The organism is Paenibacillus sp. RC67, assembly GCF_030020805.1.
In the GTDB taxonomy this organism is placed as follows: domain Bacteria; phylum Bacillota; class Bacilli; order Paenibacillales; family NBRC-103111; genus Paenibacillus_S.
Window position 1 is genome coordinate 6,374,418 of the sequence record NZ_CP125098.1, and the last position, 16,814, is coordinate 6,391,231.

The 16,814-nt window shown below is 49.8% G+C and carries 11 protein-coding genes; 3 read left to right on the forward strand and 8 right to left on the reverse strand.

Annotated elements, in window-relative coordinates; genetic code table 11:
• Positions 1–18: 18 nt before the first annotated feature.
• From QMA13_RS28905 to QMA13_RS28920, 4 genes are all read right to left on the reverse strand, one after another.
• Complete coding sequence (locus QMA13_RS28905; protein ID WP_282937116.1) at positions 19–534, reverse strand: hypothetical protein; 516 nt, start codon at positions 532–534, stop codon at positions 19–21.
• 142 nt (positions 535–676) lie between these two features.
• Complete coding sequence (locus QMA13_RS28910) at positions 677–1,096, reverse strand: DUF350 domain-containing protein (protein ID WP_282937117.1); 420 nt, start codon at positions 1,094–1,096, stop codon at positions 677–679.
• A 198-nt stretch (positions 1,097–1,294) separates the two neighbouring features.
• Complete coding sequence (locus QMA13_RS28915; RefSeq protein WP_282937118.1) at positions 1,295–1,972, reverse strand: PspA/IM30 family protein; 678 nt, start codon at positions 1,970–1,972, stop codon at positions 1,295–1,297.
• A 133-nt stretch (positions 1,973–2,105) separates the two neighbouring features.
• On the reverse strand, positions 2,106–4,469 hold the full coding sequence (locus tag QMA13_RS28920; RefSeq protein ID WP_282937119.1) for an endonuclease MutS2: 2,364 nt from the start codon (positions 4,467–4,469) through the stop codon (positions 2,106–2,108).
• A 209-nt stretch (positions 4,470–4,678) separates the two neighbouring features.
• On the opposite strand from QMA13_RS28920, the gene QMA13_RS28925 reads away from it, so the two are divergent.
• Together QMA13_RS28925 and QMA13_RS28930 are read left to right on the forward strand one after the other, a co-directional pair.
• Positions 4,679–5,038 carry a phage holin family protein gene (locus QMA13_RS28925; protein WP_282937120.1) on the forward strand — a complete coding sequence of 120 codons (360 nt, stop codon included), beginning with the start codon at positions 4,679–4,681 and terminating at the stop codon, positions 5,036–5,038.
• 171 nt (positions 5,039–5,209) lie between these two features.
• Positions 5,210–5,608, forward strand: coding sequence for a cupredoxin domain-containing protein (locus QMA13_RS28930; protein WP_282937121.1), 399 nt, complete (start codon positions 5,210–5,212; stop codon positions 5,606–5,608).
• Between the two features lie 63 nt (positions 5,609–5,671).
• Here the strand turns inward: QMA13_RS28930 and QMA13_RS28935 are convergent, their stop codons facing one another.
• From QMA13_RS28935 to pheS, 4 genes are all read right to left on the reverse strand, one after another.
• On the reverse strand, positions 5,672–6,217 hold the full coding sequence (locus QMA13_RS28935) for a CvpA family protein (protein ID WP_282937122.1): 546 nt from the start codon (positions 6,215–6,217) through the stop codon (positions 5,672–5,674).
• Between the two features lie 21 nt (positions 6,218–6,238).
• Positions 6,239–10,711: a cell division protein ZapA gene (locus tag QMA13_RS28940; RefSeq protein ID WP_282937123.1), complete on the reverse strand. Its 4,473-nt coding sequence runs from the start codon at positions 10,709–10,711 to the stop codon at positions 6,239–6,241.
• Positions 10,712–10,985: 274 nt separating this feature from the next.
• Complete coding sequence (gene pheT / locus QMA13_RS28945; RefSeq protein WP_282937124.1) at positions 10,986–13,433, reverse strand: phenylalanine--tRNA ligase subunit beta; 2,448 nt, start codon at positions 13,431–13,433, stop codon at positions 10,986–10,988.
• Between the two features lie 22 nt (positions 13,434–13,455).
• On the reverse strand, positions 13,456–14,490 hold the full coding sequence (gene pheS, locus QMA13_RS28950) for a phenylalanine--tRNA ligase subunit alpha (protein ID WP_282937125.1): 1,035 nt from the start codon (positions 14,488–14,490) through the stop codon (positions 13,456–13,458).
• A gap of 616 nt (positions 14,491–15,106) precedes the next feature.
• Between pheS and QMA13_RS28955 the strand changes: the two genes are divergently transcribed.
• Positions 15,107–16,807 (forward strand): methyl-accepting chemotaxis protein, encoded by a 1,701-nt coding sequence (locus QMA13_RS28955; RefSeq protein ID WP_282937126.1) that lies wholly within the window; start codon positions 15,107–15,109, stop codon positions 16,805–16,807.
• Positions 16,808–16,814: the final 7 nt, after the last annotated feature.

A 16,814-nucleotide genomic window follows, 5' to 3' on the forward strand; every position in this document is an offset into this window, starting at 1 on the left:
TCCTTTTTACTCAGCGCCTTATTGGCTTCCGTGCTGCTTCAACAGCTCGATCATCGCGAGACGATCTTCTTCGGACAATATTTGCTCAACCTTAAAGCAAGACGGGCATACGAATACTTTGGTGCTATGAGCTGCCTTAACTAAAGGCTCCTTCAATGCGGAAGGTACGACAGGAACGAATCCTAACGCCATCGTCCGTGTTCCTGTTAACAACATGAAGCTGTGGCAGACGGGACATTCCGGCGTATCCTCTTGCGTATCCAGCACTCGCTGAACACCTTCTTCATAATCGTCGATACCATCAAATTCCTCGTAATCCTCGAAATCATTGTCGTTGATATCGTCATCACCATCTTCGACATCTTCTTCGTCCAAAACCGAATCCTGCTCTTCTTGTTCTACTTTCAAATTAAGGCTGCGGTAATCGCCGAGCTCATTAAAGCAGTGCGGACAGCTTTCTTCCGGACCGATTTCGGGGTCCCACACAATCTCCGTTTGGCACCAGGGACATATTTGATCATGCGATTGCGACACCGTTCATTCCTCCGATTCAACAACTTACTAACCATGTTTAATAAAATAATAAGTGCCCCAGACAAAAAACACAAGCGCCAAGGCTAATAAACTACCCCATAAATATTTCATTGCATGCCCTCCGGTAATAGCCTATCCTTCATTATGTTACACTTGCACCGATAACATAAGACATGGATATAGAAATGATCATAGACAAAAATCCAACCGCCCTGTTGTCTTTTTGTATCTGCTCATCAATTTTAAAGTATGGCGTCAAAAATTCAAATATAAAATAGGCTACCAGCAGTAAAACAAAACCGTAACCGGCCCAAATAAGCGAATGGAGCACTGAATCGTTATTCAAGATTGCAAAACGGAACAAGTTGCAAATCCCGAATATTTTCCCTCCGGTAGCCATGGCTACCGATAAGTTTCCGTTCTTGATCTCTTCCCAATCCTTATATTTAGTCACTAATTCAAATATAGCAAGGAACACAATGAGCGCTACGACAGCTACAGAGAAAAATGCTAATGTCTCTATATAAGGATTATTTAACAATACATCCACCTCATCATTCAAGTATCGACACCTCCCTTAAAACCTCAAAAGTATAGCGAATCTCCAAGCTTGTTCGTTACGTTTTGGGGTACTCCCCAGACAAGAAAAGCATATTCGGGTGTGGGATTCAATATGGAACTGCGTTAACGGTTGAAGAGACTGTGGCCGGCAGCCGCAGTCTCTCTTTTAGTCGATACTATTTCGATAATTCGGGGTGGATTAAGATTGCTTCTTCGCTTGCAATTTTGCTCTCAAAGCAGCTAGCTCATCGTCAACGCCATCGCTTTTACCCAATTGATCCAGTTCGTCGTCCAAGCTGCGATTTTTGGAACGAAGCTCGCTGCTTGCTTCCGCTTCCGCTTCCATTTGCAATACTTTCTCCGACATACAGTCAAAGCCTTTTGCCGCATTGTCTGTGCCAAAGCCGGACATAGCTTGGTTGATTTGCTTTTGCGCTTTAGCAGCTTCTGCACGGGCAACAAGCAAATCTTTTTTGTTTTTCATTTTACTAAACTCGTCTTTCATCTCTTGAAGCTGATTACGCAAACGATCGGCATTGCCTTTGGCAATATCGTATTGATTTTTCATTTCATCGTAACGAGTTTGGTGCTCTTTCTTATCCTGCAAGGCGCGGCGAGCCAAGTCTTCGTTGCCTTGCTCCAGAGCTTTCAATGCTTGCTCTTCACGCTTTTGCACCATTTCGAAAGCTTCCTCATATTGCTGCTTGAACTTCTTCTCAACGGCGATTTGCTTCGCTACAGCCACTTCGGCTTCATTGATATCTTCTTCCATATCGCGCAAAAACTGATTAAGCATTTTTACAGGATCTTCGGCTTTATCCAACAGATCGTTAATTGAAGCCATCGTCATATCACGCAGTCTTTTAAAGATTCCCATACTAAAATTCCTCCCATGAATAGTTAGTTTGTATTTTAAGTAGCTTACTTCCTATCTTACAGCAACATCGATGTTTACACTATACATACGAGGTAACCCTTCCTAGAGTTTCATCTCGTTTTAAAAAAATTTGTCATTTTAGCTCAGCTACGGTTACCCCAGTACCGCCTTCATTATAGTTGCCGATGCGGAAACTCTTGACGTGCTTATGTTTGCGTAAAAATTCCTGAATTCCGGTACGTAAAATTCCGGTACCTTTGCCATGAATAATGTAGACTTGACCAAAATTGGCCAAATAGGATTCATCCAGAAAACGGTCGACTTCGATGATCGAATCCTCCAGATTGGATCCCCGTAAATCCAATTCCATTCTGGCATTTTCGTCTCGCGTCCGCTTGAGACTCGCAGCCGCTTGCTGCGGTTTTTTGGCCGCGGCGGAAGCTGCCTTAACCAGCTCCAGATCACTTAAATGAACCTTCATCTTCATGATTCCGAGCTGCACCATCGCCTCAGTGTCATTCACCACTTCGACGATATGACCCTTCTGCCGAAGATTCGTTACAAGCACCTCGTCACCCGCTCCAAGCTTATCCTGCTTTTTCTTGGACGGTGCTGCGGCCTTCTTCTGCCGAAGCTCAGGCACCGCCTGATCCAATCTGCGTTTGGCGTCGCTCAGTTGATGATCCTTAACTACATTCGCTTCACGCTGCATCCGACGAAGATCGGTGATAATTTCATCCGCCTCACGTCGAGCTTTGGCGACTGCCTCTTGCGCTTCCCGTTCCGCCTTTTCGAACAATCGATCTCGCTGCTCCTCAAAGCGCTGCTGCTGGCCTTCGAGCTTCGTGCGCAGGCTTTCTACCTCGCGGCGGAGCTGTTCAGCCGTGTGGCGCTCCGCTTCAGCGGTCAAACGATTTTCTTCCAGCGTGGCAATCATCGATTCCACGCGTTGGTCTTCCTCGCCCACCTGCCCACGGGCATGGTCGATTATCGATTTGGCTAATCCCAGCCGCTCAGCGATAGCAAATGCATTGCTTCGGCCCGGTACTCCGACCAGCAATCGGTACGTAGGACTCAGAGTCTGGACGTCAAATTCCATACTGGCGTTAATAATTCCCTGGCGATCAAAAGCGTAAGCTTTGAGTTCGCTGTAATGGGTAGTAGCTACGATGCGACAGCCCATTCGGTGAATGTACTCTAATAGCGAAATCGCCAGCGCCGAGCCTTCTGCCGGATCGGTACCTGCTCCAAGCTCATCGAGAAGCACCAGGCTTTTCGGCGTCATATCGCGAAGAATTCGAATAATATTCGTCATGTGGCTTGAGAACGTACTCAAGCTTTGTTCAATGCTCTGCTCATCGCCGATATCAGCATAGATGGCATCAAAGACGCACAGCTGGCTGCCTTCCTCTGCAGGAACGAACAGCCCTGACATCGCCATTAGGGAGAGAAGCCCAATCGTCTTCAGTGAGACGGTTTTCCCACCCGTATTTGGACCTGTCACAATGATCGTCGTATATCGGTTGCCAAGCTCGATGTCCAACGGGACCACCGCATCCACGGGAATAAGGGGATGCCGGCCGCGTTTGATTTTTATAAATCCACGGTCATTCAACACCGGCAGCGTTGCTTTCATATCGTGGGAAAGTCCTGCTTTGGCGAAGGTGAAATCCAGCTCTGCCAGCGCATCGATATTGCCCAGCAGAAAATCTGCCGATTCCGCTACCAGCTCGGTAAGGATACGAAGGATTTTTTCAATCTCCGTCTCTTCCTTCAGCTTCAACTCCCGTACACGGTTATTCAATTGGACTACAGCTTCCGGTTCTATAAATAAGGTAGCTCCAGATGCGGATTGGTCGTGAATCATGCCGCCAAAATGGCCGCGGTACTCCTGCTTGACTGGAATAACGTAACGATCGTTACGTATTGTAACCAGGTTATCCTGCAGCATTTTTTGTATGGAAGGGGTCCGCACCATCTGTTCCAGACGATCACGTGCACGCGTCTCGCTCGTACGAAGCTCCTGACGAATACGAGCTAGCTCCGGGCTTGCGGAATCCATTACCTGGGCATTGTCGTCGATACATTGCTTGATTCGGTCCTCTGTTGTCTTCAGCTCTTCGATTTGTTCCGTGAGCAAAAGTAAGGACGGAATCGGATAATCCTCATGAACATCTGCCAAAAACCGTTTAAGCCTGCGGCCTCCATAAATAGTATTAGCAACATCAAAAAGCTCGGAGGGACTCAGTACTCCTCCAATTCTCGCCCGATGAACGGCATTTTTGATATCCCGGATGCCTCCGAAAGGAGCGCTTCCTTTTAACCGATTGACGTTTACCGCTTCGTCGGTAGCTCTAAGACGTCTTTTTACTTCTTCAAAATCGCCGCTTGGTAGAAGCTCCTCTACGCGTTCTTTTCCTAAGCTGGTCTCAGCATGATTTGCGCATTTATTTAAAATGGACGCATAGTCCAGGGTCTTTAAAATTTTGCTATTCAATTCCATCCTACCTTTCTTTTCCGTTACAGACCTATTCATTATATTATATCCGATGGCTTGGGGATAAGCTAATTTTCAACTATAGCCGTTTTATCCATCATCCTAAAATATGGCTCTCATAAACGTATCAATGAAGGCAATAATACTATGTGCAGCGAGTTAATAGTCGAAGTAATGCCAAATCGCATGTTGAGGGAGGTTATAAGCCGATGCATTTGCTTGGACATATCGTCAGGTTTATCGTATCTGCTTTGGTGCTAATGTTTGTAAGCTTCATTGTCCCTGCTTTTAAGGTCGGAGGATTCTGGAGCGCATTTTTCTTGGCTTTGGTCATTGCGATTGCAGCATGGGTTATCGAAGGCATTTTCGGCAAAAAAATTACGCCATTCGGTCGCGGGATTGTTGGTTTCATCACCAGTGCCGTTATCATTTGGGTAGCCCAATTTGTTGTCAGCGGAGTTTCCACAAGCTTCATAGGTGCTATTCTGGCTGCGTTGGTTATTGGGATCATCGACTTGTTCATCCCGGTCAAAACCCCGTTCGAGCAAGGGGCAGGCGGGCGTGACTAGAGCACAATTTCTTTATAAATCAGTCTGCGGGTTCCCGTAAGGCTGATTTTTTCATGTACATGATGTCGCAAAATCTTCTTCCATTATTCACCGGTTTGTCACTGCAAAATGGATACCGCTCGTGTATCATGAACAGTGTGAAAACCATAATGTTTGATGGAGGGGTAAAGGATGAAAAGGTTAATCATGTTGGCAGTAGCTGTCTGTCTCATATTCGCATTATCGGCTTGCGGTACAAAAGAAGAGGCAAAAGCGCCGGCGCCGGCTTCAAACGCGGCATCAGGCACAGCATCCACCGGGGCTTCTAACGATTTGAAGCTGGTCGCTTCGAACTTTAAGTTCGATCAAGCAGAGTATAAAGTGAAAAAGGGACAAGACATTACAGTCACATTGGAAAATAAAGAAGGCATGCACGGCGTAGAAATTAAAGGTTTGAATGTTAAGTTGGATGGCAGCACAAAAACAAAAACATTCAAAGCTGACAAAGAAGGTACCTATGACATTATTTGTACCGTTCCTTGCGGTTCCGGCCATATCAATATGAAATCCAAGCTGATCGTGGAATCCTAAGACTCCTCAGATAGCAAAAAAACCGATCTCTAGAAATACTAGAAATCGGTTTTTTTATTTGTTTCAAGCCGTTTTTTTGTTCCAAAGCTCATGAAGCTTGTCCGTCACCGAAGGAATTGCGTTGTAAATATAAGGCGCGGATTTGGAGCCATCCAACAAATGTCTCACGGTTTCGTTAGGAATGACGGTCATGACTTGTACGGCAATTACAATCAACAGCACCGCTTCAGCAAATCCCAACAAAGCTCCGCTCCATTGATTTATCGTTTTTAGGCCTGGCGTCAATGCAATCCAGTTCAATATGCGTCCTACCAAGCTTAAGGCAAATTTGACTCCAAAAAGAAGCAAAGCGAACGCAATCGCATTATACATGTAGGTGTCAATATGAAGCTCCTTCATAAGGCTCTCATATTTTTGAAACGATTCATTTGCCGGCAAGGAAATGACACCTGCAACCAATGGAGCTGTTTGCTGGTACAAAGCAAATGCAACCAGATAAGCAATAAACAAACCCGCAACGGATACGATTTGGCTGACCAAGCCTCGGTAATAGCCCAACACCGTACCCGTTACAGTAATCACAGCCGCAGCCCAATCCAATCCGTTCATTGGGACCCCCGCTTAAAGACGTTATTCATTCTCAACTACTAGTTCGATCCATTCGTTATACTCGATTTGCAGTTTTTCGTACTCGGATTTGAGCTCCTGCAGCTCGGTATAAACCTGTTGGGCTCGTTCACGATGATCGTTGTATTCTTCTTGCAGCGCACGATTCTGCGCGGCTTGCTCTTTGAACTGTTCCTGAAGTTCGTTATAGAGCTCCGTCTGGATAAGCAGCTCCTCTTGATGCGTAGCAAACTGAACTCTGGATTGCTCCATCTGTGCCGTAAGCTCTCTCTGGATCTGCTGTTCGCCTTGGTACTGACGCTCAAGCTCTTCGATTCGAGCCAGCTGCTGCTCCTGTGCTTGCAGCAAGCTCTGATTGTGTTCCATCTGCTGTTGGTACAGCTGCTCCAACTCAGTCAAGCGCTCGTTGCCGCCAAGAAGTTGGAGCTCCAACGCCGCCGCAGCCTCTGCTTGACCATGAAGCTGTTCTTGGAGGGCAGCTCGCTGTGCATCAAGCTGGCGGTTCTCCTCCAGGCTCTCGCTCTTCTGCTGCTTCATATGGGATTGCAGCTCAGCAAGCTGGTCCTCAAGCTCTTTGTACAGCTCTTCTTGCAGCTGCAGCTCTTCCCGCTGCTCTCCGCCAAACCTGCGAAGTTCATCGGTCTGCGCCGTCAGGTCTTCGCAGCGGCGCTGCCATTGGCTCGTACTTTCTTGCAGCTGCAGCTGATACGATTGCTGTTCGCGGAATTGCGTCATGAGCACGCGCAGTTCCTCCTGCATCGAACCTAATTGCTGCTGATGCTCAGCAAGCTGAGCTTCCCGCTGCGCAAGCTGCTCGCGCAGCGCGGCGTTCTGCTGCTCGCTCTCACGAAGCGCCTCCGCGCTGTGAGACGCCTGCTCCTGCAGCTGGCGCTCAGTCGCGCTGTGCAAGGCTTGCAGTTCCTCGTACAGCTCCACTTGGAGCTGAGTCTCTTCAAGCTGGCTATTCAGCTTGCGCTGTAGCTCAGAAGCTTGCTCCCGCTCCGCTTGCAGCTCTGCCATCAACTCCTCGCTGTGCTGCTGCTGTTGTTCCAACCGATCAAGCGCCGTCCTGCTCTCTTGCGCTTGATCGCTTAGCTGAGCCTGGAGCAGCTGCCTTTGCTCCAATGCTTCCACCAACTGCTCCTGCAGCTGATCCGCCAATACCTTGGCCTGCCACTGCTCCGCACGGGCCTGCTTCTGCTGCTCCTGATTCCGCTCGAGCTGCAGCTCGTATTCCTTCTGCTGCAGCTGAATTTGTTCATTCAGCTGATCGTTCAACAAACTGAGCTCTTCATACCGCTGCAATTGCTCATCGCTTTGGCTTTGCAGTTCCGTTGCCTCTGTTTGCTGCTGTTCTAGCTGTGCTTGAAGACTTTGAAGCTGCTGTTCCAGAACGGCTTGACGCTCCAGTTCCGTCTTCATACGATCCTCTAGCTCTCCTTGCAAAGCGAGCTGAAGCTCCAATTCCTGCTCCTGTTCACGCTTCAGCTGCTCCAGCTCGGACTGCGAGCGGCTTACATGAGCCGATAACTCCTCATGCAGCTTCGCCACTTCAGATCGTGCCTGCTCCGTTAGAGCTGCTTCTTCTGATTGCAGTCTTGCTGCTTCAGAGCGTATTTGCTCCAGCTGTTCGGTTAACTCCGCTTCCTGCATCCGACTCAGCTCTTCCAGCTCGACTATCGACACACGCTGCTTGGTGAGCTCCTGCTGTAAGCCGCCGCTGCGTTCCCGCTCCAGCTTCAGCTGCTCTTCCAGCTGCGCCTGCACGCTGCGCTGCTGCTCTAGTTCATGCTCTCTTTCGCTCCTCAGCTGCTCCAGCTCGGACTGCAGATTGTTCGCCTGTGCGGCTAGCTCCTCGCGCAGCCTTGCTGATTCGAGCTGAGCATGCTCCGTTAGAGCTGTCATCTCTGCTTGCTGCCTGGACGCCTCGGCACGTGCTTGCTCCAGCCTCTCCTCCAGCTCCAATTGCAGCTTCGCTGCTTCAGCTCGCGCGTGCTCAAGCTGCTCCGTAAGCTCCTCTTCCTGCATCCGACTCAGCTCTTCCAGCTCCGATGCTGACATCTTCAGCTTCGCCAGCTCTTGCTGCAAGCTGCCGCTGCGTTCCTGCTCTAGCTTCAGCTGCTCTTCCAGCTTCGCTTGTACGTCTCGCTGCTGCTCCAATTCTTGCTCTCGTTCACGCTTCGACTGCTCCAGCTCGGACTGCGATCGGCTCCCCTGTGCCACAAGCTCCTCATGCAGCCTCGCCGCTTCAGACTGTGCTTGCTCTCCTTGGGCTGTCAGCTCCAATTGCAGCTTCGTCGCTTCAGCTCGTGCTCGCTCCAGCTCCTCGTTCAATTCGGATTGCAGTTTTACAGTCTCGGCTCGCGCCTGCTCAAGCTGTTCCGTAAGTTCCTCTTCCTGCATCCGGCTCAGCTCTTCCAGCTCCGATGCCGATACCCTCTGCTTTGCCAGCTCTTGCTGCAAGCTGCCGCTGCGCTCCTGCTCCAGCTTCAGCTGTTCCTTCAGCTCCGCTAGCATACCGCGCTGCTTCTCTTGTTCTTGCTCACGCTCCCGCTTCTGCTGCTCCAGCTCCAATTGCGAACGGCTTGTCAAGGCCGCAAGCTCCTCACTTAGCCTTGCAGCTTCAGACTGTGCTTGTTCCGATTGGACTGCCAACTCCGTTTGCAGCTTCACTGCTTCGGCTCGTGCTCGCTCCAACTGCTCCGTCAGCTCTGCTTCTTGCATTCGGCTAAGCTCTTCCAGCTCCGCTGCTGTTTCAAGCTGCTTCGCCAGCTCTTGCTCCAGACCGCTGCCGCGTTCCTGCTCTTGTTTCAGTCGCTCCTCCAGCTCGGTTTGCAAGCTCTGCTGTTTCGCTACCTCTTGTTCACGCTCACGCTTCTGCTGCTCCAACCGCTGCTGCAGTCTCGCCACTTCCACCTGAGCTTGCTCCGCTTGCGCCACAAGCTCAGTTTGCAGTTTCACTGCTTCGGCTCGTGCTTGCTCCAGCTGCTCCGTCAGCTCCGCCTCTTGCATCCGGCTCAGCTCTTCCAGCTCCACTGCTGCTTCAAGCTGCTTCTCCAGCTCCTGCTCCAGACCGCTGCCGCGTTCCTGCTCTAGCTTCAGTCGCTCCTCCAGCTCCGTTTGCAAGCTCTGCTGTTTCGCTACCTCTTGCTCCCGTTCGCGCTTCTGCTGCTCCAGCCGCTGCTGCAGCTTCGCTACCTCCATCTGCGCTTGCTCCGATTGATCGGAAAGCTCCGATTGCAGCTTTGCTGCTTCAGCTCGCGCTTGCTCCAGCTGCTCTGTCAGCTCCGCCTCTTGCATTCGGCTAAGCTCTTCCAGCTCCACTGCTGCTTCAAGCTGCTTCGCCAGCTCCTGCTCCAGACCGCTGCCGCGTTCCTGCTCTAGCTTCAGTCGCTCCTCCAGCACCGTTTGCAAGCTCTGCTGTTTCGCTACCTCTTGCTCCCGTTCGCGCTTCTGCTGCTCCAGCCGCTGCTGCAGCTTTGCTACCTCCACCTGCGCTTGCTCCGATTGGGCTGCCAGCTCCGATTGCAGCTTCGACGCTTCCGCTTTCACCTGCTCTAATTGCTCCGTCAGCTCCGCTTCTTGCATCCGACTCAGCTCTTCCAGCTCGGATGCCGCCTCTCGCTGCTTCACCAGCTCCTGCTCCAGGCCGCTGCCGCGTTCCTGTGCAAGCTTCAACTGCTCCTCCAGCTCCACTTGCAGACCCCGCTGCTGTTCAAGCTCCTGCTCCCGTTCTTGCTTCAGCTGCTCCAAGCTGGTGCTGCGCTCACGCTCGCTCTTCACCTGTTCTTCCAGCTTCGCATTCAAGCTTCGCTGCTCGTCCAGCTGCTGTTCGCGCTCCTGGTCAAGCTGATCCAATTCCGTTTGGAGTCTGGCTGTCTCGGACTCCAGCTGCTCTATCTGAGCCGCCAGCTCCGCTTCCTGCATTAAGCTTAACTCTTCCAGCTCTGAGAGCGCTTTGTGCTGCTCCTCAAGCTGTTTTTCCAAGCCTTGGCTGCGTTCTTGCTCGCTTTTAGCCTTGGATTCTAAACGTTCTCGCTCCTGCCCGGACTTTGTTAACGCATCCTGCAGCTTTGCTGCTTCTGCCTGAGCCTGCGTTCGTTCGTCTTCAAGCTTACGGCTATCGTTCTCCAGCTCCTGAAGTCGCTCCCGCTCCACTTCTAATTCTTGCAGAAGGACGGCATGGCGCTCCTTAAGCTGACCGAGCTCTTCCTTCGACTTTTCAAGCAGCTTTTGCTTCTCTATCGTCAGCTCGAAGTCATCCTGCATTTTATAATATTCGTCCGCTATATGTACCGCCGCCATAACGGCTATTTTTGGTGTATCCAGCCTTGGGGATCCCGTGGCAATTTTATGCATTTGATCGTTCACCTGCGCAACAACACGTTTCATATTCGTCGCGCTTGTTTTGGCAACCAGCTTATAAGGGGTGCCGAATATATCTACCGTCATTCGGATTTTATCTTCATTGCTCACAAGTAAACTCTCCCTTCTTACCTTCACAGAGGAGGTCTATAAAGTCCCCGCCTTGGAATGAACCGGACATCCGGTGTTCTTGATGGCTTTGGAAGCCATTTTGCTGCTTTATTTTAGCAGCCGAGGCTTCATTTTTCCCATATTGATCAGAGGACATTTGTAAACACTTGGAAATACAAAAAAAGGTTCCTCGTATCTCCATTTATTTCGATACGGGGAACCTTTTTTCCTGCTGTAGCAGGTATATTTATGACAAATTACGAGCAGCTGCTTCTTACTTTCTCAGCTCAGCTCCAAACGTTTGTTCCAATGCCTCAACAACCTTAGCGTGAAGCTCGCTAACTTCCTCATCGGTCAATGTACGCTCAGGGGTCCGGTACACAAGAGCAAGCGCAACACTCTTCTTATCAGCACCCAAACGGTCGCCTGTATAAATATCGAACACTTGAATGGATTCAAGCAGACTGCCAGCCACTTCACGCACTTTGGCGATCAAATCGCCAACCTGTACTTCCTTGCCTACAACAACAGCAATATCGCGTCCGATAGACGGATAACGAGGCAGCAGCTTGTGTGTTATTCTCTCACTCGCATGATCTGCCAGTACGGAGAAGTCCACCTCCAATACATAAGTGTCCGCCAAATCCTTTTTCTGTTGAAGGGAAGGATGCAGCTGACCCAAAGTACCGATAACTTGAGTTCCTTCTGCTGTCTGCAGTGTAATATGTGCCGTACGACCCGGATGGAAGCCTTCCTGTTGAGCTGCTTTGTAACCGATGCCTTGCAGCCCCAAATAGCTAACAACACTTTCAAAGACACCCTTCAGGTCATAAAAATCAACGTCTCCCGCTTTGCCCGTCCAGTGAGTTTCATGACGCTTCCCTGTAATGAGAGCAGATAGCATCAAGGGCTCCTCTGGAAGCTTAGTCAATGAGCTTTCGTCTGTTACGAACACTTTGCCGATCTCAAATACATTCACATCATCCGTATTGCGGTTCCGGTTATAAGCTGCTACATCCAGCAAATGAGGAATCAAGCTCGTACGCAGCGTGCTGCGCTCCTCGCTCATTGGCATCGACAGGGCAATCGGCTTAGCACCTGGATAGGCTCCAGGGAATTCGGCGATTTGATCAGGATGTGTGAAGGAATAAGTAATGGCTTCATGCAAGCCGCTTCCTGTCAGCACGTTGCGTACCAGACGGCGAATAGCCTGCTCCTTCGTCAATGCTCCCGGAGTCGTAACTCCGCTCATCAATGTCGTTGGAATGTTATCGTAGCCAAATAGACGAGCCACTTCCTCGATCAGATCGACAGCCCGCGTAATGTCACCGCGACGGCTTGGCACGTGAACCGTGAAAGTTTCACCCTGTGCTTCAACCGTAAAATGCAGTCTGTCAAAAATCGCGCTTACTTGCTCAACCGACAATTCGGTACCCAAGTATTGATTGATTCGACTTACGCTAAGCTCGATTTGTACCGCTTTGTTGTCCTGCGTTACCGCTTCAACAATACCCGCTGCAACCTTACCTCCAGCATATTCGGCCATAAGAGACGCCGCACGGTTAAGTGCAGGAATAACTGCCTCCGGATTCACTTCCTTTTCAAAACGAAGGGAAGCTTCCGAACGCATACCGAGCTGACGGGATGTTTTGCGAACGGTGCCGCCATCGAACTTCGCAGACTCGAGCAAAATGCGTACAGTTCCGTCTGTTACCTCGGAATTTTCTCCGCCCATTACACCCGCAAGTGCTACAGGCTTCGTTCCATCCGTGATCAGCAGCATATGCGGCTCCAAATCCCGCTCCACTCCATCCAGAGTGACGATCTTTTCACCCGACTTCGCCATACGTACATCGATATGGCCGTTAGCCAATTTATCCGCATCGAAAGCATGCAGCGGTTGACCGTACTCCAGCATAACAAAGTTGGTGATGTCCACAATGTTGTTGATCGGACGAACGCCAGCAGCCATCAGACGATTTTGCATCCAAAGCGGAGAAGGTCCGATTTTAACATTCTCGATATAGCGCGCAGCATAATGCGAGCATTGTTCTTTCGACGTTATCTCCACAGAGATATGATTCGAAGCTTGCCCAGCAGCACCGTTCTTCTGCAAGCCCTGCTCCGCGTCCGGAAGCTGAACCGGACGTCCGAGAATCGCTGCAATTTCATACGCTGCTCCCAGCATGCTCAGGCAGTCAGAGCGGTTCGGTGTCAGATCAAAATCAAGCACTTCGTCGTTGATGGCCAGCACATCAAGAATGCTCTCCCCGACCTGAGTATCTTCAGGCAGTACAAGAATGCCTTCTTGAATTTCTTTTGGAAGCAGCTTATCGTTGAGGCCTAGCTCCTTCGCTGAGCAGATCATTCCTTGGGATTCCACACCGCGCAGCTTCGCACGTTTGATAACTAGACCGTCAGGCAGCTTGGCGCCTACAATAGCTACAGGAACTTTTTGACCTGCGTCTACGTTTTTCGCTCCGCATACGATCTGCAAATCTTCGCCTTGCCCTACATCTACCGTACATACGCTCAATTTATCCGCATCCGGATGCTTCTCGCGCGTCTTAACAAAGCCGACGAATACTTTCTCTACCCCTTTGTTGCGCTTTTCTACAATATCCACTTCAATACCGCTTCGGGTCAGCTTCTCCGCCAGCTCATCGGCTGTAAATCCACTAACATCCACATATTGGGATAACCATTGGTAAGATACTTTCATGTCCTCTTAACACTCCTCTCGATTACAAATGGGCGAACTGCTTCAAGAAACGCAGGTCGTTTGTATAAAAATGACGGATGTCTTCAATGTCGTATTTCAGCATGGCAACGCGTTCTACCCCGAGACCGAAGGCAAAGCCGCTGTACTCTTCAGGATCGTAGCCGCCTTTTTCCAGCACATTCGGATGAACCATACCCGCTCCAAGAATTTCGAGCCAGCCGGTTTGTTTACATACACGGCAGCCGGAGCCTCCGCACATCGCACAAGTTACGTCAACCTCAACACTAGGCTCCGTGAAAGGGAAAAAGCTCGGACGCAAACGAATCTGCGTATTTTGTCCGAACAACTCGCGCACGAACTGCAGCAGAGTACCCTTCAAATCGCTCATGCGGATGTTGCGGTCGATAACAAGACCCTCGATCTGCGTGAACATATGCGAATGAGTCGCGTCGTCGTCGTCACGACGGTACACTTTACCCGGGCAAATGATTTTGACCGGCACGTCGCCTTTCATTTTCTCCATCGTTCGGACCTGCACAGGGGAAGTTTGCGTACGCATCAAAATTTCATCTGTAATATAAAAGGAATCCTGCATATCGCGAGCCGGGTGATTCTTAGGCAGGTTCAACGCTTCGAAATTGTAATAGTCCTGTTCAACCTCCGGACCTTCCGCTACCGTATAGCCCATGCCGATGAAAATATCCTCGATCTGCTGGATGACTTTGCTGATAGGGTGTGTTGCGCCTACTGCTGCAGGTCTGCCCGGCAAAGTAACGTCGATCGTTTCAGCACGAAGACGCTCTTCCGTCTCAGCCTTTTGGTACTCCTCCTGCTTGCTCTCGATGACAGCTTCAATAGCACCGCGTACATCGTTCGCCACTTGCCCGATGACCGGACGTTCCTCTGCGCTCAAAGCGCCCATACCGCGCAAAATTTCGGTCAATGGACCTTTTTTGCCCAAATATTTAATTTTCATTTCAGCCAGCTGCTGTTGGTTCGTCACCTGCGCCAGCTCTTGCAGCGCTTCGACTTTTAGAGCTTCCAAACGCTCTTTCATGTGTTCATCCTCCTTATATTTTTTTCCTCAAAGCCACCGTATAGCGCTGGTGTTCAACGCTACCTTCACATAACCCCCGACATCAACGCAAAAAAGGCCCATTCATCCCGATAAAGGGACGAATAAGCCGTGGTACCACCCTTGTTAGAAGGCTTCTTGACTCCAACCCATGAGCGTACAGCGCACAGGAAGGGATAAGGAGTATCCTTCTCACTTCATTGAATGTAACGGTTCCGAACATGAGGTTCTTGGCCGGCTCCCTCCTACTTGCCTCAGCAGCGGCTGGGGGTTCAAAGGACTGCTCAGGAGGGAACTTCGGCAGCCTGTTTCTGTAGAACCGCTCTCAATCTCCGGCGGCTCCTCCCTGTAAAGAGGCACTGCTTACTTTTCTCCGTCAACGCATTTTAGGTATGAAACTTTAGCTGTATTATATGAAAATTGTGCCTCTAATGCAAGTGTCGGCCTCCCACCGCAAGCCTATATTTACATTTTCCCGGATACGTAACCCAAATTCAATATAGAAAAGTGAAAAAAGTCATAAACATTTGTCCATTATTTGTCGAATAAATATCTAGTACTGTTTCTACTACTTTGACTAATACATGAGGTGAATTCCATGCGCTTTACAGTCGGCAAGAAATTAATGGTAGGGTTCGGAGTTGTTTTATTGCTTCTTTTTGTTCTTGGATATTTCGCGGTTGCAACTATGGATTACATGCGAGAGCGCGTTGACACGATTACCGTTAACTGGATGCCGGGTGTAGAGGCCATTAACGAGTTGAATTTCGAAGCGGAGCATATCCTGAATTTGACTTACAGACACAAGGATGAGCAGGATGTTCCAACGATGGATATGCTAAGCAACAGCATTTCTCAGCTGTACAATAAGTTCGATAGCAATCTTGAAATCTATGAAAAAACCATTACTACTGATGATGAACGGACAAAGCTTAACCAGCTTAAGGTTTCCTGGACTGAGTTTAAAGATAATAACAAGCTGACGCTGGAATCCAGTCGCGGCGGTCAAATCGCTACATCCGTAGACCTGTTGAGAGTGGGACAAAAACGGTTCGATGATATGCAGCTGATTTTCAATGATCTGAAGAAAACATACCATGATGGGGCTGTTGCAGCTGCACAAGAAGTCGCAGACACGCATAAGGGCGGCAGCATCTTCATCTACTGCATCGTTGGCGCCAGTATCCTGGTCAGCATTATTGTTCTCTGGATCCTCCATCTTCGCATCGTTGTCATTTTACGAAAAGTGACTGGACATATTATACAGGTCGCTGCAGGGGATCTGACCGTTCAACCCGTTAGTGTCCGTACTAAAGACGAGCTGGGCGACTTAGCGGGAGCAGCCACCTCTATGGTAACCAACCTGAGACTTACGGTTACGGAAACCGCCAACACCTCTTCGCAGGTCGCTGCCATGTCGGAGGAGCTAGCAGCAAGCGCTGATCAATCTGCGGGTACGTCCAGACAAGTTGCTGCCGCTATGCAGGAAGTATCCGCCGGGTCCGGCGAACAGCTGGCCAGCACGGAAGAAACGGCTAAAGCGATGGAAGAGATGGCTCAAGGGATTGGAAAAATTGCAGAGACGTCTTCTGTTGTTTCTGAGAAAGCGGTTGAGACCTCCCATCATGCGGTAAAAGGAAACGAGTCCGTCGAGCAGGTTGTCCGTCAAATGGGATCCATTCAAAGCTCAGCGAGCACAACGGCAGATTTTATCCAAAAGCTGGGTCAAAGATCCGAAGAAATCGGCGAGATTATTACGATCATTGCACAAATCGCCAATCAGACGAATTTGCTTGCCCTTAATGCTTCCATTGAAGCTGCTCGTGCAGGTGAGCAAGGAAAAGGGTTCGCCGTTGTCGCTAACGAAGTTAAAAAACTGGCAGCCCAATCCAGCTCATCCGCAGATGAAATTTCCGCTCTTATCGGTGAAATTCAGTCCGAGACACGGCTTGCTATTGATTCTATGAAATCCGTTAACCATGAAATAATAGATGGGATCTCCGTGGCTACGACGACCCGTGACATGTTCGGACAAATCCTTGAAAATATCCAAACGATTAACCATGAGCTTCAGGAAGTATCCGCAACATCCGAGCAAATGGCTGCAGCAACCGAAGAAATTACGGCTTCTATACTGTCTACTGCGAACATTGCAAGAAGCGCAAGCGAAAATACGCAAAGTGCCGCCAAGGCATCAGAGGAGCAGTTGGCGTCGACGGAGGAAATCTTCCATTCTGCCTCTCATCTGTCCAAGCTAGCGGATGATTTGCAGCAAAATATTCGTTCATTTAAATTGTAAGAACTGC

Excerpts from the sequence above, each read along its gene's own strand:
- QMA13_RS28915 (WP_282937118.1), bottom strand. The coding sequence starts at position 1,972 with ATGGGAATCTTTAAAAGACTGCGTGATATGACGATGGCTTCAATTAAC.
- QMA13_RS28925 (WP_282937120.1), top strand. The coding sequence starts at position 4,679 with ATGCATTTGCTTGGACATATCGTCAGGTTTATCGTATCTGCTTTGGTG.
- QMA13_RS28930 (WP_282937121.1), top strand. The coding sequence starts at position 5,210 with ATGAAAAGGTTAATCATGTTGGCAGTAGCTGTCTGTCTCATATTCGCA.
- QMA13_RS28935 (WP_282937122.1), bottom strand. The coding sequence starts at position 6,217 with ATGAACGGATTGGATTGGGCTGCGGCTGTGATTACTGTAACGGGTACG.
- pheT (WP_282937124.1), bottom strand. The coding sequence starts at position 13,433 with ATGAAAGTATCTTACCAATGGTTATCCCAATATGTGGATGTTAGTGGA.
- pheS (WP_282937125.1), bottom strand. The coding sequence starts at position 14,490 with ATGAAAGAGCGTTTGGAAGCTCTAAAAGTCGAAGCGCTGCAAGAGCTG.
- QMA13_RS28955 (WP_282937126.1), top strand. The coding sequence starts at position 15,107 with ATGCGCTTTACAGTCGGCAAGAAATTAATGGTAGGGTTCGGAGTTGTT.